Origin of the sequence: Endozoicomonas sp. (assembly GCF_965196975.1) — a bacterium.
In the GTDB taxonomy this organism is placed as follows: Bacteria; Pseudomonadota; Gammaproteobacteria; order Pseudomonadales; family Endozoicomonadaceae; genus Endozoicomonas.
Genome location: NZ_OZ239981.1, coordinates 4,690,001 through 4,716,153, shown reverse-complemented (window position 1 = coordinate 4,716,153; position 26,153 = coordinate 4,690,001). Strand labels below are relative to the sequence as shown.

Annotated in this window: 25 protein-coding genes, 2 rRNA genes and 2 pseudogenes (1 of these 29 cut by a window edge); 5 read left to right on the top strand and 24 right to left on the bottom strand. The window is 47.4% G+C overall.

Features of this window, described 5'->3' with window-relative positions; genetic code table 11:
* Positions 1-38: 38 nt before the first annotated feature.
* Entirely contained in the window at positions 39-1,103 is a 1,065-nt protein-coding gene (locus ACOCLE_RS21155) for an OmpA family protein (RefSeq protein WP_419534122.1), read from the top strand.
* A gap of 33 nt (positions 1,104-1,136) precedes the next feature.
* Here the strand turns inward: ACOCLE_RS21155 and ACOCLE_RS21150 are convergent, their stop codons facing one another.
* Positions 1,137-2,369, bottom strand: coding sequence for an NAD(P)/FAD-dependent oxidoreductase (locus tag ACOCLE_RS21150; protein WP_419534121.1), 1,233 nt, complete (start codon positions 2,367-2,369; stop codon positions 1,137-1,139).
* 202 nt (positions 2,370-2,571) lie between these two features.
* Between ACOCLE_RS21150 and ACOCLE_RS21145 the strand changes: the two genes are divergently transcribed.
* A complete protein-coding gene (locus ACOCLE_RS21145; RefSeq protein WP_419534120.1) occupies positions 2,572-3,672 on the top strand; it encodes a hypothetical protein in 1,101 nt (366 codons plus the stop codon).
* A 44-nt stretch (positions 3,673-3,716) separates the two neighbouring features.
* Here ACOCLE_RS21145 and ACOCLE_RS21140 read toward each other — a convergent pair whose 3' ends face one another.
* From ACOCLE_RS21140 to ACOCLE_RS21085, 12 genes and pseudogenes are all read right to left on the bottom strand, one after another.
* Entirely contained in the window at positions 3,717-4,142 is a 426-nt protein-coding gene (locus ACOCLE_RS21140; RefSeq protein WP_066016389.1) for a F0F1 ATP synthase subunit epsilon, read from the bottom strand.
* Positions 4,143-4,204: 62 nt separating this feature from the next.
* Positions 4,205-5,581 carry a F0F1 ATP synthase subunit beta gene (gene atpD, locus ACOCLE_RS21135; protein WP_066016388.1) on the bottom strand — a complete coding sequence of 459 codons (1,377 nt, stop codon included), beginning with the start codon at positions 5,579-5,581 and terminating at the stop codon, positions 4,205-4,207.
* Between the two features lie 24 nt (positions 5,582-5,605).
* On the bottom strand, positions 5,606-6,469 hold the full coding sequence (gene atpG / locus ACOCLE_RS21130) for a F0F1 ATP synthase subunit gamma (RefSeq protein WP_066016387.1): 864 nt from the start codon (positions 6,467-6,469) through the stop codon (positions 5,606-5,608).
* Between the two features lie 121 nt (positions 6,470-6,590).
* The gene (gene atpA / locus ACOCLE_RS21125; RefSeq protein WP_419534119.1) at positions 6,591-8,135 is read right to left on the bottom strand and encodes a F0F1 ATP synthase subunit alpha; all 1,545 of its coding nucleotides are present in this window, start codon (positions 8,133-8,135) and stop codon (positions 6,591-6,593) included.
* A 172-nt stretch (positions 8,136-8,307) separates the two neighbouring features.
* Positions 8,308-8,841: a F0F1 ATP synthase subunit delta gene (locus tag ACOCLE_RS21120; protein ID WP_419534118.1), complete on the bottom strand. Its 534-nt coding sequence runs from the start codon at positions 8,839-8,841 to the stop codon at positions 8,308-8,310.
* A gap of 14 nt (positions 8,842-8,855) precedes the next feature.
* Positions 8,856-9,326 (bottom strand): F0F1 ATP synthase subunit B, encoded by a 471-nt coding sequence (locus ACOCLE_RS21115; RefSeq protein ID WP_419534117.1) that lies wholly within the window; start codon positions 9,324-9,326, stop codon positions 8,856-8,858.
* Between the two features lie 165 nt (positions 9,327-9,491).
* Positions 9,492-9,743 (bottom strand): F0F1 ATP synthase subunit C, encoded by a 252-nt coding sequence (gene atpE / locus ACOCLE_RS21110; protein ID WP_020581950.1) that lies wholly within the window; start codon positions 9,741-9,743, stop codon positions 9,492-9,494.
* A gap of 114 nt (positions 9,744-9,857) precedes the next feature.
* Positions 9,858-10,739, bottom strand: a complete 882-nt coding sequence (gene atpB, locus ACOCLE_RS21105) for a F0F1 ATP synthase subunit A (protein ID WP_066016383.1) — start codon at positions 10,737-10,739, stop codon at positions 9,858-9,860.
* A 157-nt stretch (positions 10,740-10,896) separates the two neighbouring features.
* Positions 10,897-11,382: a F0F1 ATP synthase subunit I gene (locus ACOCLE_RS21100; RefSeq protein WP_419534116.1), complete on the bottom strand. Its 486-nt coding sequence runs from the start codon at positions 11,380-11,382 to the stop codon at positions 10,897-10,899.
* 315 nt (positions 11,383-11,697) lie between these two features.
* Positions 11,698-12,426, bottom strand: a complete 729-nt coding sequence (locus ACOCLE_RS21095) for a LysR substrate-binding domain-containing protein (RefSeq protein ID WP_419537245.1) — start codon at positions 12,424-12,426, stop codon at positions 11,698-11,700.
* A 42-nt stretch (positions 12,427-12,468) separates the two neighbouring features.
* Positions 12,469-12,600 (bottom strand): annotated as a pseudogene (locus ACOCLE_RS21090) (helix-turn-helix domain-containing protein); the annotation flags it as partial.
* Between the two features lie 458 nt (positions 12,601-13,058).
* On the bottom strand, positions 13,059-13,949 hold the full coding sequence (locus tag ACOCLE_RS21085; protein ID WP_419533099.1) for an IS982 family transposase: 891 nt from the start codon (positions 13,947-13,949) through the stop codon (positions 13,059-13,061).
* Positions 13,950-14,116: 167 nt separating this feature from the next.
* Here ACOCLE_RS21085 and ACOCLE_RS21080 point away from each other — a divergent pair, with 167 nt between their 5' ends.
* Positions 14,117-14,269, top strand: a complete 153-nt coding sequence (locus ACOCLE_RS21080) for a hypothetical protein (RefSeq protein WP_419534115.1) — start codon at positions 14,117-14,119, stop codon at positions 14,267-14,269.
* A 130-nt stretch (positions 14,270-14,399) separates the two neighbouring features.
* On the opposite strand, the gene tnpC is transcribed toward ACOCLE_RS21080, so the two are convergent.
* Complete coding sequence (tnpC, locus tag ACOCLE_RS21075; protein ID WP_419532963.1) at positions 14,400-15,905, bottom strand: IS66 family transposase; 1,506 nt, start codon at positions 15,903-15,905, stop codon at positions 14,400-14,402.
* Positions 15,906-16,431: 526 nt separating this feature from the next.
* Between tnpC and ACOCLE_RS21070 the strand changes: the two genes are divergently transcribed.
* Positions 16,432-17,046: an outer membrane beta-barrel protein gene (locus tag ACOCLE_RS21070; protein ID WP_419534114.1), complete on the top strand. Its 615-nt coding sequence runs from the start codon at positions 16,432-16,434 to the stop codon at positions 17,044-17,046.
* Positions 17,047-17,095: 49 nt separating this feature from the next.
* On the opposite strand, the gene ACOCLE_RS21065 is transcribed toward ACOCLE_RS21070, so the two are convergent.
* The 4 genes from ACOCLE_RS21065 to ACOCLE_RS21050 form a co-directional block, all read right to left on the bottom strand.
* Positions 17,096-18,268 (bottom strand): glutathionylspermidine synthase family protein, encoded by a 1,173-nt coding sequence (locus tag ACOCLE_RS21065; RefSeq protein WP_419534113.1) that lies wholly within the window; start codon positions 18,266-18,268, stop codon positions 17,096-17,098.
* On the bottom strand, positions 18,268-18,789 hold the full coding sequence (locus ACOCLE_RS21060; protein ID WP_419534112.1) for a DUF1190 domain-containing protein: 522 nt from the start codon (positions 18,787-18,789) through the stop codon (positions 18,268-18,270). The genes ACOCLE_RS21065 and ACOCLE_RS21060 overlap by 1 nt, the downstream gene beginning before the upstream one ends.
* Before the next feature lie 19 nt (positions 18,790-18,808).
* Positions 18,809-19,219 (bottom strand): DUF350 domain-containing protein, encoded by a 411-nt coding sequence (locus ACOCLE_RS21055; RefSeq protein ID WP_419534111.1) that lies wholly within the window; start codon positions 19,217-19,219, stop codon positions 18,809-18,811.
* A 70-nt stretch (positions 19,220-19,289) separates the two neighbouring features.
* Positions 19,290-19,940, bottom strand: coding sequence for a DUF2491 family protein (locus ACOCLE_RS21050; RefSeq protein WP_419534110.1), 651 nt, complete (start codon positions 19,938-19,940; stop codon positions 19,290-19,292).
* 95 nt (positions 19,941-20,035) lie between these two features.
* Between ACOCLE_RS21050 and ACOCLE_RS21045 the strand changes: the two genes are divergently transcribed.
* Positions 20,036-20,668 (top strand): LysE family translocator, encoded by a 633-nt coding sequence (locus tag ACOCLE_RS21045; RefSeq protein ID WP_419534109.1) that lies wholly within the window; start codon positions 20,036-20,038, stop codon positions 20,666-20,668.
* Positions 20,669-20,686: 18 nt separating this feature from the next.
* Here ACOCLE_RS21045 and ACOCLE_RS21040 read toward each other — a convergent pair.
* The 6 genes and pseudogenes from ACOCLE_RS21040 to ACOCLE_RS21015 form a co-directional block, all read right to left on the bottom strand.
* A pseudogene (locus ACOCLE_RS21040) lies at positions 20,687-21,682 on the bottom strand (DUF2860 family protein).
* A gap of 155 nt (positions 21,683-21,837) precedes the next feature.
* The gene (locus tag ACOCLE_RS21035; RefSeq protein WP_419534108.1) at positions 21,838-22,527 is read right to left on the bottom strand and encodes a PspA/IM30 family protein; all 690 of its coding nucleotides are present in this window, start codon (positions 22,525-22,527) and stop codon (positions 21,838-21,840) included.
* Positions 22,528-22,569: 42 nt separating this feature from the next.
* Positions 22,570-23,196, bottom strand: coding sequence for a YjfI family protein (locus ACOCLE_RS21030; RefSeq protein ID WP_419534107.1), 627 nt, complete (start codon positions 23,194-23,196; stop codon positions 22,570-22,572).
* Between the two features lie 153 nt (positions 23,197-23,349).
* Positions 23,350-24,684: a TrkH family potassium uptake protein gene (locus ACOCLE_RS21025; RefSeq protein WP_419537244.1), complete on the bottom strand. Its 1,335-nt coding sequence runs from the start codon at positions 24,682-24,684 to the stop codon at positions 23,350-23,352.
* A gap of 353 nt (positions 24,685-25,037) precedes the next feature.
* Positions 25,038-25,153: ribosomal RNA gene (gene rrf / locus ACOCLE_RS21020) — 5S ribosomal RNA — on the bottom strand.
* A gap of 120 nt (positions 25,154-25,273) precedes the next feature.
* A 23S ribosomal RNA gene (locus ACOCLE_RS21015) occupies positions 25,274-26,153 on the bottom strand; it runs 2,011 nt beyond the window's last position.

Sequence of the window (26,153 nt, the reverse complement as noted above, 5' to 3'; positions counted from 1 at the left end):
GCACAAACACAACACAAAACACACGCAGAGAAGACATCATGAAAGTGCAAGGTTTCGCACGCTCACTGATTGCTATCGCAATTGGTGCAACCGTCAGCAGTTCTGTTATTGCCGGTGAAATGGCATCACAGGTCGTGGATAAAGGGCTGACATTCACCATTGGTGGTGCTTACAACGATCTGGACAGCGTCCGTGATCTGGACAACAAACTGGCTCCAGAAGTCGGTATTGGCTACCGTCTGAATGATCGTTTCAGCGTTGAAGGTATCTACTCTCAGTACTCCACAGACCAGAAGACGGGTGGAGATGCTGACCTGAAAGAGTTTCGTCTGGATGCGTTCTACGATCTGACCCCATGGGATGGTTCTCTGACCCCTTACGTTGTTGCCGGTATTTCTGAACTGGAAACTGATCTCAAAGTCGACGGAGAACACGACGACACTCGTATGAATGCCGGTTTTGGTTTGAGAAAAGCCTTTACTCCAAACCTCTCCATCCGTGGTGATCTGCGTGCCGTTCGAACTCTGGATTACGCTCAAACAGAAGCCATGGCGAACGTTGCCCTGACCTGGACCTTTGGCAGTGTGGCCAAAGCGGCAGAGCCCGTTGCAGTGGTTGAGCCTGTTCAGGAAGAAGTTGTTGCAAAGGTTGAGCCAGCACCGGTTCTGGATGCTGATATGGACGGCGTTCTGGACAAGGACGATCTGTGCCCAAATACAGCAGAAGGCATTACCGTTGACCAGACCGGCTGTGAGCCAATGAAGGCCATTGACCTGCTGGTTAACTTTGAATTCGATTCCGAAGTCATTAACCAGGAAGGCGTTGATCAGATCGCCAAGATGGGTGAGTTCCTGCAGCGTTACCCAGAAGCTCGCATCCGTATTGAAGGTCATACCGATGCACGTGGCAAAGCGGCTTATAACGAGCAACTGTCTGTTCGTCGTGCGGACATTATCCGTCAACAACTGATCGAGAAACACGGTATTGACGCAGAGCGTATCGATGCGGTTGGTATGGGTGAGAGTGAGCCTGTCGCCACCAACGATACTGTTGAAGGCCGTCAGCAGAACCGTCGTGTGACTGCCGAGGTTATTGGCGCTTAATATGACTTCGGCCAGACTACTGTCTGGCCGATCTCAAATATACAATCCAGCACAATACCCCGAAGCCCATGCCCACTGGAAATTAAACCCTCCAAGGTGGCCGGTCACATCCAGTACTTCACCGATAAAATAAAGCCCTGACTGGTTCTGACTCTCAAAGGTTTTGGATGAAATATTGTCGGTAGCGACACCGCCCAGTGTGACTTCTGCCTTTTTATACCCTTCAGTGCCTGCAGGCATAAACACCCAGGACTCCAGATTTTCAGCCAGACATTGAAGCTCAACGGGAGAAAACTGGTTAATGGGTTTACGACCACTGTCCGTCAATATCTGCAGCTCTCCATAAGTGCACAGTGCGGTTACCAAACGTTTGGTCAGTCTGTCTGACAGTATCGAGCGAATCTCAGCCTTGGGTTTCAATTCTCTGAGTTCATTCAACCAGTCTTCTATTGAGATGCCCGGTAGCCAGTTGATGGATACTTTATTGCCTGGCCGCCAGTAAGAAGAAATCTGCAATATGGCAGGCCCACTTAGCCCTCTGTGAGTAAAAAGCACATTCTCGCGGAAGCTCTGCCCATTACAGCTGGCAATAACATCAGCACTCACACCGGATAACTCAATAAAATGTGATAACCATTGTTTATCCATCGTGAATGGTACCAGCCCGGGCACCCTTTCTATCAAATAATGTCCAAACTGCTCAGCCAGTTCATAACCCAGACCGGAAGCCCCCATGGTGGGGAATGACAATCCACCGGTTGCCACGACTAACGATGTGCAGCGAATGTCTCCCAATGTGGTATCCAGCAGAAAGCCTTCAGTGTTTTCCAGCGGCTTAACGTGTTTCAACACCGTCTTCAGGCGAATAGTGACGCCAGACTTCCTGCACTCCTCCACCAGCATCTCCACAATATCACTGGATTGCTCGTTGCAGAAAAGCTGCCCCAAGGTTTTCTCATGCCAGGGAATGTGGTGCTTATCCACCAGCGCCTGAAAATCCCACTGGGTGTAGCGAGCCAGTGCCGATTTACAGAAGTGGGGATTCTTTGAAAGGTAGTTTGCCGGCTCAGCGTACATATTGGTGTAATTGCAGCGACCACCACCGGAAATCAGGATCTTTTTACCAATCTTGTTAGCATGGTCAATGACCAGCACTTTGCGGCCACGATCCCCCGCCGTCAGTGCACACATCAACCCGGAAGCCCCAGCCCCGATAATAACGGCATCGTACTGCATGGTTGGCAATAAGGGTTGATTCAGCGGCATATATTTTGTCCAGAGGAGGGGGTTAATAGCATCGCACTATATCGAAACAGGCAGGGAGTACTCAAGATTCAGATCAGCTAAGATGGATAAAGATGTCTAATAACAATACTCTTCTGTAGGGCTAATCATGAGCTACTTACGGGAAATTCAGCAGTATATCCGCCAATATATTGATCTTGCAGAACCAAACAGCCAGTTGGTCATGAATGCTTCAACGCTGGCTGAACAGTTTGTTACCGGTGCTTTGAAGCGTGTATGGGCTATCGATGCAGCCTCAACCGGCTTTGCCCGGGAACTGACCAATCGTGCTGGCGGGTTAGCGGGCATAACTCCCCTAAGACAGCCTTTTAATCTCTCAAAAGAAGACCTGGTCATTGCAGCTGACCATGGAATTGACTCTGATCTACAGATTAGCGTCTATAACGATATCCTGAACTCTGGAGCCACCCTGCTGCTTATTGCTTCAAAAAGCAGTACCGTTTATCAATCGGTCAATCCTTCGATATTTCTTGATAGCGCTTTGAATAAGACTCCAGCTTATCTATCCAATAACCGTTTCTGCCCAATTGATACCACCCTTAATATCGCTATTGCCTGGTGTTTTATCGCTGAGTGGATTAATGCCTGTGTTATTCGTGGATATGTACCGGTAATCAATGCCAGTACTTTTCAACAGGGCGGTACCGAACGCGCTGCCCTCTATAAAAGTCACAGTCTCTTTCATAGTCAGGGAACATTTGATGTTACGCCCTTATCTCCCGGTATTTATTGCGAGCTCTACCTGAAACAGCTGGAGCACACTCTGCATCATATTATTCATACACAGGCACCTTTAATCGAAAAGGCCTGTTCCACTTATCAAGAAGCACTCAACCAGAAAGGCACCCTCTTCTTTAAAGCGGATTCACATCTGATCTCCCATCAGTTCAAGCTCTCAGGTAACCCCGGTTTTTTTCGCTATCTGGATGAAAACCTGTCCGAGGAAAATGCTGAAAAGTTATTAGTCAGCCCTAATGTTTATACTCATCTTGGCTATTACACCTACCCCAATATTCCCCTGTTTTTTGTTAATCAGAAAGGAGCTACGAGCGTTTGGCTTCAGGGAGGTATGGAAAACAATCGTATCGCCTTAAAAGATAAACGAGTAGTTATTGATCAGGGCTGGGTGTCTGGTGATGCAGTACTCAATCTGCCAGGCTATGACATTAGAATCATCCCTGAGTCGGGCATTATCCAGAACTGTCTGTTCTGGGAGCTAAATTTACAACTTATTCAGTTAACCGGAGATAACTTAAACCCATAAAAAAACCCTGCGCAAGCAGGGTTTTTTGTAGCGCAGAAATGAGCTTATTTGCCCAATTTCTTGCGAATTGCCTGCAGTGTTCTGAGCTGGGCAGCCGCTTCGGCCAGCTGGGTTGCCGCTCTTGAGTAGTCGAATTCGCCACTCTGGTTTTCCAGGGCTTTTTCTGCCTGACGCTTGGCTTCTTCAGCCGCTGCTTCATTCATGTCATCTGCACGCAGTGCCGTATCCGCCAGAATTTTGATCTGGTTTGGCTGGACTTCAAGGAAGCCACCGGAAACGTAGAAGACTTCTTCTTCACCGCCGTCGGTGACCAGACGGATCGGGCCAGGTCTCAGTTCGGTCAGCAATGGTGTATGCCCAGGCGTAATACCCAGATCACCCAGGGATCCGGTAGCAATCAACATTTCTACCTGACCTTTGAAGATCTCCTGCTCGGCACTAACGATGTCACAATCTACGGTTAAAGCCATTATGAGTCACCTCCTTTATCGCAGGCCCTTAACAGAGAGTATCTGATAAGGGCCAACCGGGCTTACATGGACTTGGCTTTTTCAACCGCTTCGTCAATGGAACCGACCATATAGAAAGCCTGTTCTGGCAGCGCATCAAACTCACCTTCCAGAATGCCCTTGAATGCACGAATGGTGTCTTTCAATGGAACATACTTACCTGGAGAACCGGTGAACACTTCTGCTACGAAGAATGGCTGAGACAGGAATCGCTCAATCTTACGGGCACGGGATACCGTCTGCTTATCTTCTTCAGACAGTTCGTCCATACCCAGGATGGCAATGATGTCTTTCAGCTCTTTGTAGCGCTGCAGTACAGTCTGAACGCCACGAGCCACGTCGTAGTGCTCCTGACCAATCACCAGAGGATCCAGCTGACGGGAGGTGGAGTCCAGTGGATCAATCGCCGGATAGATACCCTTGGAAGCGATGTCACGGCTCAGTACTACGGTTGCATCCAGGTGAGAGAACGTGGTCGCAGGGGATGGGTCAGTCAAGTCATCCGCTGGTACGTATACCGCCTGAATAGACGTGATGGAGCCTGTCTTGGTGGAGGTAATACGCTCCTGCAGTACACCCATCTCTTCCGCTAGCGTTGGCTGATAACCTACCGCTGATGGCATACGGCCCAGCAGAGCTGATACTTCAGTTCCTGCCAGGGTGTAACGGTAGATGTTGTCGATAAACAGCAGTACGTCACGGCCTTCATCACGGAATTTTTCCGCCATGGTCAGACCCGTCAGGGCAACACGCAGACGGTTTCCAGGTGGCTCGTTCATCTGACCGTACACCAGCGATACCTTATCGATTACGTTGGAGTCCGTCATCTCGTGGTAGAAGTCGTTACCTTCACGGGTACGCTCACCAACCCCGGCAAATACCGAGTAACCGGAGTGCTCGATCGCGATATTACGGATCAGCTCCATCATGTTTACGGTCTTACCTACACCGGCACCACCGAACAGGCCAACTTTACCACCCTTGGCAAATGGGCAAACCAGGTCGATTACCTTGATGCCGGTTTCCAGCAGCTCGTTGGTCGCAGCCTGATCAGCGTAACTTGGCGCCTTACGGTGAATAGCAGCTCTTTCTTCTTCGCCGATAGGACCTTTTTCATCAATAGGGTTACCCAGAACGTCCATAATACGTCCCAGGGTTTTCGTACCTACTGGCACCTGAATCGGCGCACCAGTATTGGCTACGTTCAAACCACGGGCAACACCTTCGGTAGAACCCATGGCAATGGAACGAACGACACCGTCACCCAGCTGCTGCTGAACTTCCAGTACCAGTTCCTTACCATCAACATTCAGTGCGTCATACACTTTGGGAACGCTGTCCCGTGGGAATTCGACGTCGATGACGGCGCCGATAATTTGTACGATACGACCGCTACTCATAGTCTTTCCTCACCCTTTAATCTTTTATACAGCCGCTGCGCCGCTAACAATTTCAGAGAGTTCCTGTGTGATCGCCGCCTGACGAGCCTTGTTGTATACCAGCTGCAGGTCATCAATCAGATTTCCGGCGTTATCGGTAGCACTCTTCATCGCTACCATTCGAGCCGCCTGTTCGCAGGCATTGTTTTCAACGACTGCCTGGAACACCTGGGACTCGATATAACGCACCAGCAAGCCATCAAGCAGCTCTTTGGCATCGGGCTCATACAGGTAATCCCATGGTCTCTTCAGGGACTCGTCATCATCAGGTACCAGTGGCAACAGCTGCTGCACTTCCGGCTTCTGTGTCATGGTGTTAACAAACTCGTTATGCACCACAAACAGCCGGTCGATCCGGCCTTCCTCATAGCTGTCCAGCATTACCTTGACGCCACCAATCAGGTCGGCAATATTGGGTGAGTCCCCAATATGAGTCAGGGCCGCTACAGCATTCTCCGCTCCCATGCTGCGGAAGAAGGAAACTGCCTTGCTGCCAATCAGACAGAGCTCAATTCCAACATCCTGATCACTCCACGCCTTCATGCTTTCTACGGTCTTCTTGAACAGGTTAATGTTCAAGCCACCACAGAGACCACGATCCGTAGAGACGATAATGAAGCCAACACGTTTGACTTCACGCTCAATCATGAAGCTGTGCTCATATTCAGCATTAGCGTTGGCGATATGTCCTACCACCTGACGGATACGCTCAGCATAAGGGCGACTGGTTTCCATCCGCTCCTGTGCCTTACGCATCTTACTCGCAGCCACCATTTCCATGGCGCTGGTGATTTTCTGTGTACTTTTAATGGACGAAATCTGCGTCCGTATCTCTTTTGCGCCTGCCATGTTCTGTCATTCACCTCCAGCGGTTGGCCGGCCGATTGTCGACTCACCAGAGGTGAGCCAGCCTGCAATTGTATTTCTTTGCAGGCTGGCATTCCCGAATCGGGGAAGCCGACAATATGTCTTACCAGGTCTGGGTGGCCTTGAACTTCTCAATGACTTCCTTAAGGCCTGCTTCAATTTCGCCGTTGTAGTCACCGGACTCGTTGATGGTTGCCATCAGCGCACTGTGCTCAGCGTTGGCATAGCTGATCAGAGCGGCTTCAAAGTCACCAACCTTGTTCAGAGTAACATCCGCGAGGAAGCCTTTTTCCGCCGCAAAGATGACCAGCCCCATTTCAGCTACCGACATGGGTGCGTACTGAGTCTGCTTCATCAGCTCGGTAACACGCTGACCGTGTTCCAGCTGCTTACGGGTTGCTTCATCCAGGTCAGAAGCAAACTGGGCAAATGCCTGCAGTTCACGATACTGAGCCAGTGCCAGACGAATACCACCACCAAGCTTTTTGATGATCTTGGTCTGGGCAGCACCACCTACACGGGATACCGATACACCAGCGTTCATCGCAGGACGGATACCGGCGTTGAACAGGTCAGTTTCCAGGAAGATCTGACCGTCGGTAATGGAGATTACGTTGGTCGGTACGAATGCCGATACGTCACCCGCCTGAGTTTCGATGATTGGCAGTGCGGTCAGAGAGCCGGTCTTGCCTTTCACTTCACCGTTGGTGAATTTCTCAACGTAGTCCGCGTTAACTCGAGCTGCACGCTCCAGCAGACGGGAGTGCAGGTAGAAGACGTCACCAGGATAAGCTTCACGGCCCGGTGGACGACGGAGCAACAGGGAAATCTGACGATAAGCCCAAGCCTGCTTGGTCAGGTCATCGTATACGATCAGGGCATCTTCACCACGGTCACGGAAGTATTCACCCATGGAGCAGCCGGCAAACGGAGCCAGGAACTGCATTGCCGCTGGATCTGCCGCACCGGCAGCCACAACAATGGTGTGATCCATGGCGCCATGCTCTTCCAGCTTGCGAACCACGTTAGCGATGGTTGACTGCTTCTGACCAACAGCAACGTAGACACATTTAACGCCTGTGCCTTTCTGGTTAATGATGGCATCGATAGCCAGAGCAGTTTTACCGGTCTGGCGGTCACCGATGATCAGCTCACGCTGGCCACGACCGATCGGTACCATTGAGTCAACGGCCTTGTATCCGGTCTGAACCGGCTCATCAACAGACTGACGGGCAATTACGCCTGGTGCTACTTTTTCAAGAGGAGAAGTCTGTTTGGTTTCAAGGCTGCCTTTGCCATCAATCGGGTTACCCAGGGCATCGACGACACGTCCCAGCAGTTCATTACCCACTGGAACTTCAAGAATTCGACCGGTGCACTGAACGGTCTGGCCTTCAGCCAGATCGCCGTAGTCACCCAGTACTACTGCACCGACAGAGTCACGCTCAAGGTTCAGTGCCATACCGTATACATTGCCCGGAAACTTGATCATTTCCCCGTACATGGCATCAGCCAGACCATGAATACGTACAATACCGTCAGTTACGCTGACAATCGTGCCCTCATTCTGGGCTTCACTGGACACATCAAGCTGTTCGATTCTACTCTTGATGATGTCACTGATCTCGGAAGGATTCAGTTGCTGCATAGCTTACCTGCCCCACTTTACCGCAAACGTACAGTTTTATTGATTCTCAACCCGATGCGGGTATTTATTCCGCCTTGGGCACTATTGCTGTTGGCACCTGAGCCAGAAGCCTGAGTGAAAAACTGCACCTTTGGGCTCATGAGCGCCGCGGCTCCATGATTAAATTGATTACTCAGGAAATCATCGCATCGGCCAGCTTGCTCAGCCGGGCACGGAGACTGCCATCAATGACCAGGTCACCCGCTTTGACGATAACGCCACCTAAAATGCTACTGTCGATTTCTGTTACCAGATGAACAGAACATCCCAGTCTAACCGCCATTTTTTCTGCCAGTTTGTCCTGCTGTTCCTGACTCAGCGGATACGCTGAAGTCACCTGCACCTGCTGGGAACGTTCTTCTTCCGCTCTCAACTGGGCATATAGGACAGCAATTTCAGGCAAAAGTTGCAGACGACGATGTTCTGACAACACCTGAAGATAATTCTCAAACGGCTTATCCAGGTCTCCCTGACACAGCCCGATAATAGTTTCTGCCTGCTGCGCACCACTTAACTGTGGATTACCCAGCATCTCAACCACTTTCTGGTACGCTGTCACACTGGCACAGAGAGTCAGCATGTCAGACCATTCGCTCAAACGTGATGCATCACGGGCATATTCGAATGCCGCTTTGGCGTAAGGACGGGCACATGTTGTTAATTCCATGATCTCCAGCCCTCTTAAAGTTCAGCCGCCAGATCATCAACCAGCTTGCTGTTTGCCGCCTCATCCAGACGTTCACCCAGAATTCGTTCTGCACCGGCAACGGCCAGACTGGCCACCTGCGTACGCAATGCTTCACGAGCCCGGTTAGCTTCCTGCTCAATTTCAGCAGCAGCTGCGGCCTTCAGGCGATCACCTTCAGCACGGGCCAGCTCTTTAGCTTCATCGACAATCTGGTTTGCGCGCTTGTTAGCCGATTCAATGATGCCCTGAGCTTCAGCTCTTGCTTCTTTCAGCAGTTCAGCGACTTTGTCATTGGCCTGTGCCAGGTCTTTTTCTGCCTTATCAGCAGCAGCCAGACCATCGGCTATTTTTTGCTGTCGGTCACTCAGCGCTTTGGTCAGAGGTGGCCACACATATTTCATGCAGAACCACACAAAGAACATAAAAGCGATGGATTGGCCGATCAGAGTTGCATTTAAATTCACGCCAACACCTCTTTCAGTTAATGTCGTTGGCTCCTTTCAGAGCCTGGCCTTAAGTACCTTTACGACTACGGACTAATGCTTTTCAAACGTTAGCCCGCAGCTTTCAGCTTCTCATCAAAGCACTCGGCACCTATTTGGCACTTGGTCGGGCATTAACGTCTTTGCTTAGAGCAGTCCAACGAACGGGTTAGCAAAGGTGAAGAACAGAGCAATACCAACGGCAATCATTGGGATCGCATCAAGCAGACCCGCAACGATGAACATTTTGGTTTGCAGCATAGGTGCAGTCTCTGGCTGACGGGCAACCCCTTCCAGGAATTTACCGCCAAGCAGAGCAAAGCCAATACCAGTTGCCAGCGCAGCTACACCCAGCATGATTGCAACACTGATTACTGTCAGACCAACTACCAGTTCCATATTTCCTCCCGACTTTACAGGTCGTGTGTTGTGAGATTAGTGGTTAGTTAAAGTTAATTTATCCAGTGGGCAGCACTTTGGTTTGACCATATGAGCTGCCCAATTACCTTTCACTCAGTGTTCTTCATGGACGCTGCTCAGATACACAATAGTCAGAGTCATGAAGATGTAAGCCTGAAGGGTAATAACCAGAATGTGGAGAACAGCCCAGCCAAAGTGCAGTGGCAGCTGTGCCCAGCCAATCATGGCAATCAGGATAAATATCAGTTCACCGGCATACATATTGCCGAAAAGTCGCAGCCCCAGAGAAACTGGTTTGGCTAACAGAGACACTGTTTCCAGCAGCAGGTTTACCGGAATAAGAATAACCTTCGCTACCGGGTTTTTACTGGAGAATGGGTGCAAAGCCAGGTCAGAGAACAGGCCAGTTACACCTTTAACCTTGATCCAGAAGAAGAGCATCAGGAAGAAGACACTGATCGACATGGACATGGTGATGTTCGGATCCGTTGATGGCACGATCTTCATGTATGGAATACCTGCCAGTGTGGCCAGACCAGGAATCCAGTCCACAGGAATAAGGTCCATCAGGTTCATGAAGAAGATCCAGACAAAAATTGTCAGGGCCAAAGGAGCAATCAGCGGGTTTTTGCCATGGAAGGATTCGCGAACACTGGTATCCACAAACTCAACGATGGACTCAATGGCATTCTGCAGTTTGCCCGGAACACCAGATGTCGCATTCTTGGCGACAAAGCGGAACAGGAGAACAAACACAAATCCGAGGAATACAGACCAGAGCATACTGTCGACATGAATCGCCCAGAACCCCATCTCTTTCGCTTCAGCAGGAGTCAAGGCAAAGGTCCAGGTTGGCTCAGTCAGAACACCCTGTGGATGCCCATAAGCATCAACTCGCTCATAACCAGCAGGCAGCTGACCATACGTCAAATTCTGCAAGTGGTGCTGTATGTATTCAGTAGCAGTATTTGCCATGGCTAATCCTGTAAACCATCCATTACATTTTCAATATCAAAGCTGCCTGAGCTCTAAGCTTTTGATCTAAAATCAAGCAATAAGGCCTAAAGCAGCTTTTCCACTTAAACACTTTTCAGCAAACAACCGCCATGGGCGGGCCGTTTTGTACAAACAACTACTTTACTGGCGTCTTCCGACGAGCCACCAGCACTGGTGCAAACCAGCTTACCGCCTGAACCGCAACAAAGGAGCCAAAAAGCGCCAGAGGTTCCAGTGGTTCAACCAGGGTAAAAACCAGAATGAAACCCGCTGTGGTTAGTACCAGTTTGCCAGCCTCTCCACGATAGAATGAGCTGACAATCAGCTTTGCAGAGCGGGCGCCACAGTAGCGGAACGCTCTCCAAACAAAGTACGCATTGGGCAGCGAGCAACAGAGCCCTCCAAGAAGAGAGGACAATGTAAAAGTGATTCCCAGAGGAAGCAGTGCCAGGGCCAGCACAGCAGATACAACCAACTGGGCAACAATAACACGATGCACTGGTGGCTGTTGGAGCCACATGTATTTACGATGATCAGCACGACCGGATTTGCGGTTAGCAAACCCAGACCAGTCATCACTTCGCATTGCCATTTGCTGCTTCCAGGCTTTTGCTTCTGACATACTTCCGTTAACTACAGCTCAAATTCTCGGGAGCAAAAGATTATTGCATGCACGCCGCGTAATATTTTGTTGGATCATGTCATCATCTGTTATTTGATTAATGATTTCTGACATCCCAGCGGGCGCAGTATATGGGTAATAGTACCTATATTCAACCGAAACCATACCGACCTATTGATATTTCGCAAAGTCATAAAACATATAATCTGATAGAACAGCCGGTCAGCACGCGCTGCATAAGGGATAGGAGAGTGTGTCCCGCATTTAGTATACAAGATTAGTCGTTTAAAAAACCAAATACCCAGTGTATAAAAATCAAACTTTTTTAAATGGCTTCCAGTCAATTATGAATTGGCATAGCTGATCAAAAACCGTACTTTTGTACTTTTTCTTATGGGTCAGTAAATAAAAATGACGCTTAAGGTTCAAACCTGTAACCCCAATCGTTGCCATATGCCCGGTATCCAATGTTGATTTCGCCGCCAGACTTGAAATACAGGCAATACCAACACCATCACTGACGGCTTGCTTAACTGCCTCTGAACGATTTAACACCATGGCAACCTTTGGTGATTCCAGCTGAGTAGCGATCATTTCATCAAACAATTCCCGCGTACCCGAGCCTGGTTCCCTTAGAACCCACAACTCATTAGAAAGTGAAGACAGTGGGATATTACCTTTATTGGCCAATGGGTGATCAGGGCTGCAAATAACCACCAGCTCATCTTCAAGCCATGTAGTTACTTCAATATCCGGATGCAGGCAGACACCTTCGACAACCGCAAGATCTATCTTGAAGTCCAGGAGTCGCTGTTCAATGGCTCGGGTATTATCTATTTCCAAGTCAATTCTGATACCAGGACTGCTCTCCCGAAACTGGGCAAGCATTTTTGGTAGTAAATTATTGCCAATAGTTGAGCTGGCATTAAGAACCAGTGAACCCGACTCATAAGAGCCGTTCACCGCAAACTGTGTTTCCAGCTCCTTTGCACGTTCAATTAATTCACACGCTTTTGATAAAAGAGCGCGACCAGAGTCGTTCATCTTAAGGCCTGCTCCCTGATTACGGTCAAACAGTGGCCCCAGGTGTTTCTCCAATTCGGATAAAGCCATGCTGGCTGCCGGCTGGGAAATATGCAAACTCTCGGCAGCACCAGTGACTCTTCCATACTGAGCGACTGCCCGAAATATTTCCAACTGACGAAGCGTAATGTGCATTTGATGTACAGCCTATTCCATCAAAAACCAAAAAATCAGATTGCTGATCCAGGTCTACTAGATATTCACCATTCCCAATGCTTTTCTGATAGGACAGACTGAAGCGGAGGAGAGAATATCACCTCTTGAAATGAATCAGGGCATAAGCATACTTGATAGGTTCTCAAAGTATTATTGATTTTTATAAATATTACGCGATGTGCGACTTTGTCTGAAACTATCTCAAATTACTAGCCCGGATATTTCATAAACTGCCCCGAATCTCGGGCAGGACTTTGTCGCCCTAAGGGATTTTGTGAGGGAGTGCCGTACCGGGGAGTACGGTCGACCGAGCAAAACTCCCTTAGGGCGGCAAAGGACAAGCGAGAACGGGAGCACGTTTATGAAATATCCGGGCTAGCATGATGGTAAGTCCAAGTTGTATCTTCAAAATCACGCAATTATTTGCTTTCCGTTTTTTAATCTTCGGAAATAAGGTTCTCAAACTGTATTGCAGGACGACCAGCAATTATATTCAGATAAGAACCAATATTATGTGCCAGTAACTTCCGAGCGATACGTGATGTCATATGCCATCTATCTCGACAATGGCACTTTTCTATTTCAAAGCGCTCTGTCAATTGACCTATCACTGTTTCTATTCTCCGTCGTACCCGTAATACCAGCTTTACAAACGACTTCGGACGTTCATCTTGCATGTTTTTTCTCAGTGGCGTCTGAAGATCAATACCTAATTCCTGACAATCAGCTTTAAACTCAGGCCTTATATAGCCCTTATCGCCAAGCAAGAGGCCAGAAATGGTCTCGAGCATGTCATAGGCTGCATCACGCTCATCTACGTTCGCTGCGGTCAGAGTAAAACCCACAGGAATCCCTCGTGCTTCAACCAGCAAATGCCCCTGAAAGCCATAGAACTTCTTGTCCTTGGAAGCGCAGTAACCATAACCAGCCTCAGCTTTAAAGATACGGCTCTGTGGTGCACGGGTTCTGACGACAACATCAATCGGAAAACCATCGATTAAATGGATATCTGCATTATCTGCATGCATCATCTGGACTATACGAATTTGCAGTCGTTGTTTCACATGCCATAAGTTGGCGGCCTGTTTGACAAATGCCGAGCGTGAAGGAATGTCAGGAAACAGGTGTCGCCAGTGTCGGGTAAAATACTTCCAAATCTCAGTGTCCTTATGATGCCCAAGCCATTCACCGACAACTTCCATGGTGATCGCTTCACTATCAGTGAGCTTTGGTGGAAACCCTCGAAGTCGCAGTGGTACAGGAAAAAGCTCTTTTACCAAATCGTCGATCAAGCAGTAGACTGTAGTGATAAACTCTTCAACGGGCATGACTGAAACCTTCTTTGCTTTCTACTGCTTTTAATAGCAGAAAGCAGGATCAGTCATGTCTCCTTATGCAAACCTAAAAGTCGCACATGGCGTAAATATTTTATCGCCATATACTGAACTTGTAGTTATCCCCTCACTGAATTTATTCAGTTTATTCGAGTTGTGTCATGAAAAACAGTGGTATCAGCGGCTGGGTTGAGCTGAAGAAACAGACCCCATATTTTGAAACGATTGTAAATTGCAGACGCATTCTGAGAAAGACAACACCATGGAATGACATGGCACTTTTCTTTAAAGAAGCTGACAAGCATATTAAATAATATCGACTTTGCATTATCTTTACTTCTATAAAAGGCCGCATTGAAACGTGGCCTTTTTATTATCAAACCTGAACACAAAACAAATAAAAACAAACCATCACACCAAACACAATCAATAGAATTATTGTAACTATTCAGCACCCAGCAAAGGCGTATTGTTGTAATTTCGAACCGCTTTAAGAAGCGCCTGAAATATGTTCAACCCCTGCTTTTTAGCAGATGATAAATAGCTTCGGATTCGGGTAAACATGGTACCTCCGTCTTCGCTTCTGAAGCAGCCTGAGATCTTCTGCTTAAGTTTGGCCATCCTGGCATCACGTTCACTGCCATTGTTATCGAAGGGAATTGAAAAGTCCGACATGAAGCGCAACGTTTCAACCTTAAACTCAATAAGCCTTTTGAACAGGTTGTAGGCCTTGGTATTCCTGACCTTCTTACGTCCAAGCACCTGTCGTTGTTTTTCCATATAAGCGGTTTCCTTCGTGAGAGCCCTTTGAAGGATTTGGTCGTATATCGTCTCAATGCGAAGCTGTATTGCACCAGGCATTTGAGTCAGACCGGCTGCTTTGTATTTCTTGCAGAAGTGCCAGGAGAGCGTAAGCAATTTCATCAGCCGCAGAGCCAGCTTATTCGCATCCCTATCGACAACTCCCTGAAGCTCTCTCAGATGATGGGCATTACAAAGCACATGCACTGCCGCATAGGCAAAGTAGGACTTCCAATGATCGTGAACCAGAATGCCTGCAAAAGTCAGCAGGATGCCCATTGCATCCATTGCTTCACAACCTCGCCTTTCTGAGAGGTAGTAAAGCGTCCATTGGTCATCTCGCATAATGTGTAACCACCACAGTGAACCGTCAACCCGCATGCCAGTTTCATCCGCTCCTGCAACCGGACTTTCTTGTAAAGCATCGCGGATACTCTGCTCAGTAGAGGCCAGGTTCTCATGGGTATAGGCAACAAAATTGGCAACAGAGCCTGCGCTGACACTCATGCAATAAATAGTATTGAAATACTCAGACACCCGGTGATATGGGATGAAGTGATACTGGTTTAAATGAACAGCCATTGCCTGAGTCACTTCTCCGTATTGAGCAGCGGCTTTCACTCCTTGGGGAAACTCAGCGGTGTTCCGTTTACCACAAGGACATACTTTAACGTCTGCCCAGTACGCGGTAACTTCAAATTCTCCGGGTCTACCTGGATCAAAAACCTGTCGCTCAATGTATTTGGTGGGTTTAATATCGATAAGCGAAGACTGGCAACAGCAACATTTTTCAACCTTCAGATGCCTGACATAATCGGGTAAGGCGACACGTCTCAAACAAGAGCCTTGATGACCTTTCTGGCCACCTGGTTTATTGCCTGAAGATGGTCTAAGGCTTTTGGGGTTCGGTGTTTCCTGTGAGGAGCAGGGGGCTTCTTTGGAAGATGTATCACCTTTATCACTCCCTTTTTTACTGGGCTTTTGATAACCATCTGACGATGGTGGCTTACTACTGTTTTGACTGTTTTTATTAACCCTTTCTTCCAGTTCGCTGCAACGTTCCCGTAAAAGCGCATTCTCGGTCCGAAGCTCTTCATTCTCTTTAAGGAGAGCTTCGGTAAACGGAGTAGCTGGGAAGTCTGGTTCCATACTGGAGATTTGTTAGAAAAATTGAGTATAAGATGATGGTCGAAAAATCAGAAAATTCCAGATTTATATGAAGGGTGCTGAATAGTTACGAATTATTTAACTATTTATTAATATCAATAGACGTAAATCTTTCAGAAAACCAAACAAGAAATCACAAAAAAGCCGACAGAAACAAAAAAGCCAAACATCAAACCAAAAAACAATGCCAAGAACCTGCCCTTACCGTCTTATTAACATTATAAACACGAGATTACCCATCAGAACAAAGGACTAAGTGTACTTTAGTACACTAAATGAACATGGCACAGACCTGATTTGTGATCTATATACAGTTCCTTGATTGATAATGAAATGCTATTTCTCAATAGATTGCTGATCCTGTCCGCAAAGATTTTTTATCCCATGTGCTCAGAATCGGTCTATTGTTAACTACGTTTCTTATATTTTTGCTTTTTCTATAGCGCATAGGGGAAGCAACCAGTTGTTCTCAGTACACACTCGGATATGGAATACGTTGGGAATCCCCATGAAAAAGATAACTTCACTCTTCACAGCTCTTACTATCTCTGCCGTTTCGTCTGTAGCCATGGCCACTGGGTGGGAGGATGACTGGTCGACCAGCGACGTATTCGTTGGTATAGAAGGTGGCTACTCTAAAACTAAGGTTAAGGTTGACGGTATATCAGGCGAAGACAAGCAGGATAACACAGGCTTCTTTGGTATTCGTGTCGGAAGTTTCTGGGAAGATGAAGCAAGAGCGTACTTCACACTTGGCTATAACAAGCCTAAGGATGCTCACTGGAATGATGCAACGCTTGGTGAGGTAAAAGTTAAAGACATTAAACAACTGAACCTACTTGTTTCTGCCGATTATATGTTCATGCCTGAGTCAGAAATTCAACCATTTGTTGGCTTAACCATCGGTGCATCCGAAAACAAAGCTGACGGGTTTGACAAAAAGTGGGGCTTTGCCTACGGTGCTCAAGCTGGCGTAATTTATCAGATTGACAATATTGATCTGGAAGCAGGTTTGAAATACCTAACTAATAGCACTTCTCATCATTATAAAGAGCATCATCACGTAAAACTGAAAGTAAACGACTCTCGTCAATTTTATGTTGCTGCATCCATTCACTTCTGAGTTAATCGCTAAAGGCCCTATCTCGTTATGAGCTTAGGGCCTTTATTCTTCACTCTCTGATCACATGTGGCACAAACCGTGAGCTGTCCTTGGTTATCATCGAGCAGTCCTCCCTTAATCCGATTCCGGCTGGCCGGTCAGCAATAACCCAACTACCAATCAGTGTGTGGTTGTCGGCAAACACAGGCAGTGGTTCATATTTCTGCAAAACATATCCGCTATCTACATAAGGTCCATCAACTGTCACCATCGCCTTTCCATTTTCCATAACGGAGATGTTTGCACCTTCTCTGGAAAAAAAAGGCTTCCTGACGTAGTGATTTCCCAAGTCATCCCCCAGCTTATCATTTTCAAAATAGCTAGGGAGAAGGTTCGGATGCCCCTTAAACTCCTGCCAGAGTAGAGGAAGGATAGCTTTATTGGAAAGAATGGCTTTCCATGCTGGTTCGAAAAATAATGTATCGCTTCCTGAAAGGTACGTACCGAACTCTTCTTCAAACATGAACTCCCATGGATAGAGCTTAAACATCCCAGGAATGGTTCTGTCTTCCAGATCCGTGAACTGCCCCACCGGACTGATGCCGATGTCCTCAGTATAAATAAATCGGGTACTAAGCCCAGCCTGAACAGCACAGTCCCGGAAGTATTCAACCGTCCCATAGTCTTCTTCAGAATCTTTACTGCAAGAGAAATACAGTGGCTCACCAGCCATTTTCTGCTTTTTCAGGAGAACCAGTGCTTCAATCAGCATTTCCTGAATGATATTGAACTGGTCTATCTCTGGAGGAAGCTTCTTTTCTTCAACCATTTGCTCCAGCCAGAGCCACTGAAAAAAAGCAGACTCATACAATGACGTGGGTGTATCAGCGTTATATTCATAAAACTTGGCAGGGGACTTACCATCGTAGGAGAAGTCCATTCTTCCATACAGGTGAGAATCTTTTCTCAGCCAGGACTCACGTATGAAGTTCCAGAAAGGCTCAGGAATTTGCAGACGCTCCATCATCCGCTCTGAGTTTACCGCCTTATCCACCAAGTGTAGACACATCTGGTGGATCTCAGCAGTGGGATCTTCAATATCTTGTTCAACCTGCCTCATGGTGAACTGATAATACGCAGATTCATCCCAATAGGCTTCTCCAATAATGGTGTGGAATTTGAACCCAAGAGATTCCGCCAATGTTGTCCAATCTTTTCTTGGAGCAGAGGTGATACGCAGCATTATCCACCCCAGCTTCCTCGCGCAGCAGAACGACTACCAAAGCCGCCGCGCTTCATGGTGGTACTTTTTAAGGAAGGCTTTGCCGTTGCTCTTTTATCAACGACGACCTTTCCTTGCTTATAGCTGCTGCCAATCTTGTCGTAGTTACCCGTCCGGAAATAACCTCCACTACCAAGATAAAGAGGGATGACGGTAAAAGAACTTCTGTTCGACCCAGGCTCTGCGGCAAGCATAAAGCCTTCCATGGTGGGAATATATTCCCCAGAAGCCAGTTGCTGGCATGTAGTGCCAAAATCCTGCTGGCAGTCTGAGGCTACCTGATACTTGGGAGCCATCATTAAATGGTTCTGCCAGGCCTTGTTGTATTCGTACCGGCAAACCGAATCTGAGATCACTCCATCATTGATGCAACTGGCTACGTCTTTGTATACCAATGCTTCTCTGGATGAGTCTCCGCAACCACTGAGCACAAATGGAGCAGTGCCCATAATGGCAAGCTGTAACTTCTTTGAACGCTTCATTATTCCCTGAACTCCGGCACTAATAGGTCAAACAGGCAGCGTTCAATAAACCAGCCGCGATGGATACTCCTCCGAGCCAGATACCTGAAGCAAGCTCATTGTCTGCAATATGCTCTGAGATCTGTGGGATAAACAGCCTTAAACCAAAAAATGTTGCCAGCTGAACAATCAATGCTACACCGCCCCACAGCGCCATATCCACCAGATCAATCGAGTTTTCAATCACACTGGCCAGCGGCAGCACAAAGCCTATCAAGCTCCCAGCAAACGCAATCGCTGCAGCCGGAACATTCGCCTTGATCAACTTCATCTCTTCATGAGGAGTACACCAGGTGTAAACCAGGACATAAATCCCCGTTAAGGCCAGCGCAACGGCAAAGTAGGCAAGGAAAAGGGGAACTCCGGCCAGATAGTCGGTAATGGCAATCATATTGTTACATCCTGAACATTATCGGAACTGACTGACAAGGATACCCTTGCTAAACCAGAGATTCATTGCCTTACGTGATATTCATGGATGAAATATCAAGATCAAAGCCCAAACTGACGACAGCTGTAGCTTCATCTTCATTACTGAACTCTAAAGAAGCCAGAAGATATTCATAACGATCACTGTTACTAATTTGACGCTGATAGAGCATAGCCAGGTGGTCTACTTCATAGGTCACCACCGACTCATCACGACTGTGAACCGTTTCGGAGAAATTGACGGGTTCAATCCGTTCAGGAACAGCCTCATCCCAGACCCGGTTGTAACTGGTTTCATCTAGCTGAAAACGCTTATCGCCAATCAAGCCAGAGTCACTGACCCAAAGACTCGCACCGCTTTGACTGGCAATATTATGAGTTTGAGTAAAAACAAAGAATTTTATGTCATCAATATTCTGTGTTTCATAACCACCACTTGTAGAGATCTGAATAAACCCATCATCAGATGTGTAGAAGCGACAAAGTGAATTCCCTGCCCCCAGATCAATAAAGCCAGCAGCCTCAATCGTCTGAACCCCTTCTGGCAAGGTGAACCTCAGCTGTTCACGCATCATCTGGAGCGGCAATAAATCCAACTCAACAGCACTTCCCAAACGCAAGTTAAGTGGCGATGGTAAAGAGACACTGTCTTCTTTCTTACTTTTAAACCAATCAAAGATCATAAAAACAAACCACCATTTAAAACGCTTGATAGATAAATCGGGACTATACTCTTTAACCCCTGACAGATGGCAACGAATAGAAAAGAGAACACGTTATGTCTGAGTCATCACTGGCGTTATTTCTGATAGCGACCCTGATCCTTGCCTTGGCTCCAGGACCGGATTTACTTTATATCACCACCCGTGGGATTTCCCAGGGAGCCATGGCAGGATTAATTTCCGCACTGGGTGTTCATACCGGAGTGCTCATCCATACTATCATCGCATCTCTCGGGCTGTCTGCCCTGATCGCATCATCAACGATGGGGTTTTCATTTATTAAATATGCAGGGGCAACTTATCTTTGTTACCTGGGAATCCGAACGCTCTTTTTTTCAAAAGGAGAGAACAGTAATGAACAGTGCATTTCTAAAGCAGCCCTGAAAAAGATTTTTTATCAGGGTGTTGTTACTGATGTACTAAATCCAAAAGTCATTCTTTTCTTTCTGGCATTTTTTCCACAGTTTATTGATCCATCGAGTCCCTCTGCCCAAATTGATATGTTACTGCTTGGCCTGATGTTTGTAGCCGTTGCATTTCCAATTGATGCAGCTGTTGGGCTGTTTGCTGGTAGCGTTGGCAAGCAATTACACCACTGTAAGCAGCGCATACAGTGGGGCAAATGGATGGCTGGGTCAGCTTTTATTCTGCTGGGTATTGGAACTGCTTTTACATCACCACCAACTTAAAGGAACAACATTCTCCGCTCAAAACTGGTAGCTTGCGCCAACCGTTAATAGATACTGGCTCTCGTCATAAAAACTGACATTTGAATTAACCACATTGTATCCAGCAAGAGAAACCAGCGAGAGCGGACGAATGCCCAAAAAATTCATATATTCATAGGCTAAGAACACACCAAATACATTATCCGAGCGAGTACTCCCAAATACAGGATGCTCCTGATCGTAGCCACGATGTTCGTAGCTGCCGGTTAACACATATTTTCCCTACTCCTGAAAGCTAAAATACGACAGTTCTCCTCCAGCCGAATAATGGGCCATTGCACTGCCATCGGCCTCACTGTTTCGATAGATAAAGGCTGGACTAAAACCTCTTCCCGGCTCCAGGAAGTGTCGGTAGCTTACTTTTGTGTATACCGAGTCACTGCTGCGTCTTAACTGATTTTGTTCTTCTGTGGTTAACCCTGATCCAGAGCCACTTCGCTCGTCGTCAATTTCAGACCAGGCATAAGCGACATCAACAGAAACCGGAGAGTTGCCAATACTGTCAAATTTCAGTCGGAGGGCATTCCCAGATCTTTCTGTTTCTGTTCGCGCCGAGTTCATTAAAAAAGGATCCGACCAAACGTCTTCACTCAACAGTGTTGGCAGATAAGAAATGGTCAGCTTGGTGCCAGAGGTAAGCATCTGTTTATAGCCAACTTCCAGAGCCACATTACCAACAGCAATATCCTCTCTGGAGGTTCCTGCAAAGAACTGCCGATCATTATCTTCGCCGAAGGTGTAGGCAATATTACCAAGAGCCCCAAAAACGCCAGTGTTTTCCCGACTTCCTCTGGTGTTCAAAAGGCCCTGCCTATTCTCCTGACCATTTGTAGAAAGATTGGAGTTTGTTGAAGTAATCCCACCTAATACTGTCAACTCACCACTAAAGCCAGAGTTTTCTGCGAGTTGAGCACTTGCAACTAATGGAGAAGTAGCCCACCCGATCAGGCAGGCTTTTATTGTTTTACGATTCATTCTAAAACCATCCTTGCGCTTTAACCTTATAAAGGCATCGTTGAATTTTACTCAACCGCTCAGTGCCAGAATATCTTTATGTGATATTTCTTTTCTAAAACTGTTGTTGTTCAACTGCTCTGTACGCTAATAAGGTCCGGATAGTTTTCAACACATCACTTCTGTTTTGCTTTCAGCCGTTCTAACACACTAGAGGCGTCAGCATCCCCTTTGGTAATGCCCGCAGCTTTGAGCTTAGCCTGTAGATCATTCTCTGCGGTATCACCAGAAAGCTCACTGGCGGCCTCCATTTGAGCAGCTCTCTCTGCCTGACGCTGCTTAATCCTTTCAAGCGAATCAGTCGCAGTCGCCATTTTAGAGTTAACACCACTGTGTTTGGCGGCACAGGCTGCCTGTGCCTTTTGCACAGACTCTGTCGCTTTTACAGTATCAACCTGCTGTTTGAGGCGACGAAGATTGGCTTCTGCATCCGTAATTGCCTTTTTCAAACTGACAATACTGCCCGCAAAGCTCTTTTCCATTTCCTGCTCAGAGTTAAGCTGTGCTTCATACTCTGCAATTTTGCTTGCAACCTCCGTTGCCAGCGACTCATCTCCCTGATCCAGAGCTTTCATTGCATAGCCTTCATACTCAGCCACTTTTTCTTTCAGCTCTACACACTTTTGCGAAGAGAGCTTTTGCTTTGCCATGATACCAGCCAACTGAGTTTTCGACTGCTGAAGCTGATCGCTGGCTTCCCGAATTTCCTGATCGAGAATGCGTAAGGCATTACTGTCAGCAATCGCCTCACCAACTTCATTAGTTGCCCCTTTAAGGGCAGTCATTACTTTACTCCAGATGCTCATGGTATTTACCTGTTTCGAATTTTTAATAATCTGTCTTAGTACTTATGCCACAGACTCAGAAGTCAGGTGGTTCCCATACGCTTCTGTGGCTTTAATGGCATTGGCTGCCAGTGTTTCAATTTCCTGCACGATATTCTGCAGTGACGACGATGAACTCAGTGCTCCAAAAATGGTGTAGTACTCATTTCCATCAGGGAATCGATCCAGACTAATCGTCGACAGTGGAAATAGTTTATGAGTACGCAACACCTCATCGTTCAACGTCACTGGGTTTCTGACCATTGATAAAGGCCAGAGTACAGCATCGGCAATAATCTGCTCACCGGAAACCGTGAGATAGATGGGCAGATCACCAAACTCAACCATACTGATTTCCAGACAGGGCTCAGTTCCATCCACAAGATTTAGCACCGCGTTACCACTGGTGCTCAGAGTGTCCTTAGTCAACGCTTCGTATAAGCTTTGAATCGTCCAAACACTGTGTGATTGTGTCATGATGATATTTCCTGATGGTTGATAGGAATCGATTTGCCGCAGCTGCTGCTCAATGTCCCGCAGCTGGCTGGCATTCTCTGGCAAAATCCAGATTTCTTTTTTTACCAGCCCCTGTTCTCTCATCCTGGAGCGAAACTGCCGCTGATAATGTGCAGCGTTTTTCCGCAAGGCCATGAATGAACTCTCTATATCAGTGAATGCTCGACCTATAACCTGTTAAAGCATTCATTACATGTAACAATTGTTACATGTAATATAATGGTCGTATTGTTTTTTTCAACTGTCTTCTGTGTAAACTTTTTATTGTTATTATGAAAAGAAGGCGTATCAGCGCCGCCAATAAGCCGAAGTAAACATCACCAGAACGGTAATAACCTCCAATCGTCCCATCAGCATACCAGCTGCCAGCACCCACTTGGCCATATCAGGCAGTGGAGCAAAGTTACCCGCAGGGCCAATAATGTCTCCAAGCCCTGGCCCAACATTGGCTATGGCCGTAACCGCCCCGGTCAAACTGGTAATAAAGTCCAGCCCCATCAAACTGAGCAGAAGTGTCATGATGCCGGTCAGCATCAAAAAGAAGAACGTAAACCCAACAAAGGAGCGAATAATATCAGAGGTGATTGGCTGACCATTGTACTGCATGCTGAAACAGGCTCGGGGATGACTCAACAGCTTCAGCTGCACATTCAGTAATCTCAGACCCAGCTGAAAGCGAAATATTTTTACACCTCCACTGGTAGAGCCAGAACAACCGCCAATAAAACTCAGGAAGAAAAAAGAAGCTCCAGCAAAGCCTCCCCACAGGGAGTAATCTGTCAGAGCAAAGCCTGTCGTACTGATGACAGATGTCGTATTAAACGCAACCAGAGTCAACGCATCAAAAATACCGTACTCAGAATTCATCACAAGCCAGACCGTCATTGAGGCCCAGACAATGCCGATCAGTTTAAGAAAGCCTCTTACCTGACAGTCTCTCCATAATGGCTCAGCATTACCCGACAGGAATCTTACCAACAGGACAAAAGGAAGACTGCCCACCAACATAAAGATGGTTCCTGTCCAGTGAATGGCAGGATTCTCAAAATGCGCCATTGATGCATCGGAAGTGGAGAAACCACCGGTTGAGAGCGTTGCCATTGAGTGGTTGATGGCTTCAAAAGCCGTCATCCCTCCCATGTAGTAGGCCAAAGCACATAAAGCACTTAACCCCAGATAGATTTGAACTATGCGCTTCGCGATCACACCTGACCGGGGCATTACTTTTTCCGACCAGTCTGATGACTCGCTCTGAAACAGCCGCATTCCACCCACCTTAAGAAAAGGTAGAACCGCCACAGCCATTACGATAAAGCCAATACCGCCAAGCCACTGAAGGACAGAGCGCCACATCAGAATACCTGGATTCATATTATCCAGACCGACAAGTACCGTAGATCCCGTCGTTGTAATTCCAGACATGGTTTCAAAGAATGCATCAGTGAAGCTGATTTCTGTTTCAAAGATGAAAGGCAGCGCACCAAACACACATACCAGTACCCAGCTCAGATTGGTCAAAAGAAAGATTTCCCTGGACCTTAACCCAAAAAATTCAGACTTACATGACCACCAAAGGAAACCACCAAAACCAAAGGTAATCAGTGGCGATAGCGTGAATGCCATGTGGTGAGCTGGAGTATTAAAGATGATATTAGTGATCAGCGGTATACACATCAGCGCCGCAAGCGTCATCAGTAGTAAACCAATGACGTATAAGACAGGTTTGTAATGCATGGTCTTGAAGAAGCTTGATCAGTCCATTTTCAACGACATTATTATCAAGCCGTATCCCAGTACTTTTCTGTTATGAAGAAGGAAGATTATTGACAGTACAATCAGTTAAGTCTGCAGGCATTTATACCTAGAGCTTTAAATGAAAAAGCGTGTCGTGACATTAGAATGTACGTTTCTATAAATTTTTTATCACCCACAGCAAAAACCCCGACAAATTGCTCTGTCGGGGTTCTCTAATTGGTGCCTGGCGATGACCTACTCTCACATGGGGATGCCCCACACTACCATCGGCGATCGGTCATTTCACTGCTGAGTTCGGGATGGGATCAGGTGGTTCTAACCTTCTATGGTCGCCAGGCTTAACTGGTTTGAGTCAATGGTTTGCTAACCACTCACTCTGGAATCCGGTAATTAAGCTGTTTCTTGCTAAACACTCTTGCGTATGGCTCTGCATATCTGCAGATCGCTTTGGCGTTATATGGTCAAGCCGCACGAGTCATTAGTATTGGTTAGCTCAACGCCTCACAGCGCTTACACACCCAACCTATCAACGTCATAGTCTTTAACGGCTCTTCAGGGGTATCTAGTACCCAGGGAAGTCTCATCTTGAAGGGGGCTTCCCGCTTAGATGCTTTCAGCGGTTATCCCGTCCGAACATAGCTACCGGGCAATGCGTCTGGCGACACAACCCGAACACCAGTGGTCCGTCTACTCCGGTCCTCTCGTACTAGGAGCAGCTCTTCTCAAACTTCCAACGTCCACGGCAGATAGGGACCGAACTGTCTCACGACGTTCTAAACCCAGCTCGCGTACCACTTTAAATGGCGAACAGCCATACCCTTGGGACCGGCTTCAGCCCCAGGATGTGATGAGCCGACATCGAGGTGCCAAACACCGCCGTCGATGTGAACTCTTGGGCGGTATCAGCCTGTTACCCCCGGAGTACCTTTTATCCGTTGAGCGATGGCCCTTCCATTCAGAACCACCGGATCACTATGACCTACTTTCGTACCTGCTCGAGATGTACCTCTCGCAGTCAAGCTGGCTTGTGCCATTACACTAACCGTACGATGTCCGACCGTACTTAGCCAACCTTCGTGCTCCTCCGTTACTCTTTGGGAGGAGACCGCCCCAGTCAAACTACCCACCACACAATGTCCCCGATCCCGTTTCAGGACCTGGGTTAGAACCTCAATATTGCCAGGGTGGTATTTCAAGGATGGCTCCACGCAAACTGGCGTTCACGCTTCAAAGCCTCCCACCTATCCTACACAAGCAACATCAAGATCCACTGTGAAGCTGTAGTAAAGGTTCACGGGGTCTTTCCGTCTAGCCGCGGATACGCTGCATCTTAACAG

Coding starts and splice junctions, on each gene's coding strand:
- ACOCLE_RS21140 (WP_066016389.1), bottom strand. CDS start 4,142: ATGGCTTTAACCGTAGATTGTGACATCGTTAGTGCCGAGCAGGAGATC.
- ACOCLE_RS21050 (WP_419534110.1), bottom strand. CDS start 19,940: ATGATCTTTGATTGGTTTAAAAGTAAGAAAGAAGACAGTGTCTCTTTA.
- ACOCLE_RS21100 (WP_419534116.1), bottom strand. CDS start 11,382: ATGTCAGAAGCAAAAGCCTGGAAGCAGCAAATGGCAATGCGAAGTGAT.
- ACOCLE_RS21080 (WP_419534115.1), top strand. CDS start 14,117: ATGAAAAACAGTGGTATCAGCGGCTGGGTTGAGCTGAAGAAACAGACC.
- ACOCLE_RS21095 (WP_419537245.1), bottom strand. CDS start 12,426: ATGAACGACTCTGGTCGCGCTCTTTTATCAAAAGCGTGTGAATTAATT.
- atpB (WP_066016383.1), bottom strand. CDS start 10,739: ATGGCAAATACTGCTACTGAATACATACAGCACCACTTGCAGAATTTG.
- ACOCLE_RS21150 (WP_419534121.1), bottom strand. CDS start 2,369: ATGCCGCTGAATCAACCCTTATTGCCAACCATGCAGTACGATGCCGTT.
- atpG (WP_066016387.1), bottom strand. CDS start 6,469: ATGGCAGGCGCAAAAGAGATACGGACGCAGATTTCGTCCATTAAAAGT.
- atpE (WP_020581950.1), bottom strand. CDS start 9,743: ATGGAACTGGTAGTTGGTCTGACAGTAATCAGTGTTGCAATCATGCTG.
- ACOCLE_RS21060 (WP_419534112.1), bottom strand. CDS start 18,789: ATGAAGCGTTCAAAGAAGTTACAGCTTGCCATTATGGGCACTGCTCCA.
- ACOCLE_RS21045 (WP_419534109.1), top strand. CDS start 20,036: ATGTCTGAGTCATCACTGGCGTTATTTCTGATAGCGACCCTGATCCTT.
- ACOCLE_RS21065 (WP_419534113.1), bottom strand. CDS start 18,268: ATGCTGCGTATCACCTCTGCTCCAAGAAAAGATTGGACAACATTGGCG.
- ACOCLE_RS21120 (WP_419534118.1), bottom strand. CDS start 8,841: ATGGAATTAACAACATGTGCCCGTCCTTACGCCAAAGCGGCATTCGAA.
- tnpC (WP_419532963.1), bottom strand. CDS start 15,905: ATGGAACCAGACTTCCCAGCTACTCCGTTTACCGAAGCTCTCCTTAAA.
- ACOCLE_RS21155 (WP_419534122.1), top strand. CDS start 39: ATGAAAGTGCAAGGTTTCGCACGCTCACTGATTGCTATCGCAATTGGT.
- atpD (WP_066016388.1), bottom strand. CDS start 5,581: ATGAGTAGCGGTCGTATCGTACAAATTATCGGCGCCGTCATCGACGTC.
- ACOCLE_RS21035 (WP_419534108.1), bottom strand. CDS start 22,527: ATGAGCATCTGGAGTAAAGTAATGACTGCCCTTAAAGGGGCAACTAAT.
- ACOCLE_RS21055 (WP_419534111.1), bottom strand. CDS start 19,219: ATGATTGCCATTACCGACTATCTGGCCGGAGTTCCCCTTTTCCTTGCC.
- ACOCLE_RS21070 (WP_419534114.1), top strand. CDS start 16,432: ATGAAAAAGATAACTTCACTCTTCACAGCTCTTACTATCTCTGCCGTT.
- ACOCLE_RS21025 (WP_419537244.1), bottom strand. CDS start 24,684: ATGGCATTCACGCTATCGCCACTGATTACCTTTGGTTTTGGTGGTTTC.
- atpA (WP_419534119.1), bottom strand. CDS start 8,135: ATGCAGCAACTGAATCCTTCCGAGATCAGTGACATCATCAAGAGTAGA.
- ACOCLE_RS21030 (WP_419534107.1), bottom strand. CDS start 23,196: ATGGCCTTGCGGAAAAACGCTGCACATTATCAGCGGCAGTTTCGCTCC.
- ACOCLE_RS21085 (WP_419533099.1), bottom strand. CDS start 13,949: ATGCCCGTTGAAGAGTTTATCACTACAGTCTACTGCTTGATCGACGAT.
- ACOCLE_RS21145 (WP_419534120.1), top strand. CDS start 2,572: ATGAATGCTTCAACGCTGGCTGAACAGTTTGTTACCGGTGCTTTGAAG.